This window comes from Thalassolituus maritimus, assembly GCF_900156675.1.
Taxonomy (GTDB): Bacteria; Pseudomonadota; Gammaproteobacteria; order Pseudomonadales; family Oceanobacteraceae; genus Thalassolituus; species Thalassolituus maritimus.
This window is the reverse complement of the sequence record NZ_FTOH01000028.1, coordinates 1-1,297: the sequence shown is the minus strand read 5'-3', so window position 1 is coordinate 1,297 and position 1,297 is coordinate 1. Positions and strand designations below refer to the sequence as shown.

Here is a 1,297-nt window from a genome sequence, read left to right as displayed (position 1 = left end):
CATCTATGGACACCCCTCATTGTGCAAGCGAAATCTGTCTTTGGTGTAGTGCAGCCATCTATTCGGATTCCACTTGGCCTGCAGGCCAGATCCTTGATGAACTTCGCCAACCCGGTTCTTATCAGCTTGTCGTTCCCGAAGAACGTAGTTAGGAACAGAGTTTCCGGATTGCGGTCCTACCTTTTAGACATCTAATTTCACTTACGCAACTACGGTGTCTTCATATCTTTTATAACTCTGTTCCTTGCTCAGCAAAGCCCAGATCGTTCTTGCTAGTTTATTCGCCAACGCCACGATGACTACATTGTGGTGACGACGTCTCATAAGATCTTCAAGCCAATCTACCGGAGCACTATTCCTGTTCATATGACGAATTACGGCTCTGGCACCATGGATCAGCATCTTACGAATATAAGCATCACCTCTCTTACTGATGCCTTGTAAATTTTGCTTTCCGCCACTTGAATATTGTCTGGGGACCAGCCCCAACCAAGCTGCGAATTCTCGCCCTGATCGAAATTCTTTAGCATTACCGACGCTTGCTACTATCGCCGAAGCTGCCAAACGACCAACACCAGGAACTTCAATTAATCGCTTACAACGTTCATCGGACTTATTCTGATCGTTGATCTCTTTATCAAGGTCACAAATTTCAGACTCAATATAGTTTAAGCGATCAACCATCCGAAGCATCAGGCGATTAAGTGTTGCTGGTAAGTCATTTTCCACATCGCCGTACGAATCAGACAACCATTGCCTCAGTCGCTTTGGTCCTGCTGGTATCGCCACTCCAAATTCAGAAAAGGATGAGCGTATACGATTAATTACTGCAGTTCGTTCCTTTATCAACCCCTCCCGCTCTCGATGCAAAAGCAGTACTGCCTGCTGATCCGGACCTTTGATTGGCACAAACCTCATTGTTGGCCGATCAACCGCCTCACAGATTGCTTCTGCATCCGCAACGTCAGTTTTATTCGTTTTTACGTAAGGCTTCACAAATTGGGGCGGTATTAATTTCACATCATGACCAAGCTGCTTTATTTCTCTAGCCCAGTAATGAGAACCGCCACAAGCTTCCATCCCGACTAAGCAACGAGGTAACTTAGCCATAAATGGTAACAACTGATTACGTCGAAGCTTTTTACGAATTAAGCATTTCCCTCTGCTATCACTGCCATGAATCTGAATCACCGACTTTGCCAGGTCGATTCCTATCACTCTTAGCTGTTCCATAAACCACCTCCCGCGAAGAAACTGAAGTTTCAGTGTAAGGGAGGGGTGTCCATTTCATTAGCTT

General features: G+C 45.6%; 1 protein-coding gene. It reads right to left on the bottom strand.

The window, feature by feature from the left end; all coding sequences use genetic code 11:
• Positions 1 to 201 precede the first annotated feature (201 nt).
• Positions 202 to 1,233 carry an IS110 family RNA-guided transposase gene (locus tag BW941_RS17575; RefSeq protein ID WP_076518281.1) on the bottom strand — a complete coding sequence of 344 codons (1,032 nt, stop codon included), beginning with the start codon at positions 1,231 to 1,233 and terminating at the stop codon, positions 202 to 204.
• Positions 1,234 to 1,297 lie beyond the last annotated feature (64 nt).

What these genes read in the sequence shown, in the direction of transcription:
- BW941_RS17575 (WP_076518281.1), bottom strand. Translation starts at nt 1,233, where the DNA reads ATGGAACAGCTAAGAGTGATAGGAATCGACCTGGCAAAGTCGGTGATT.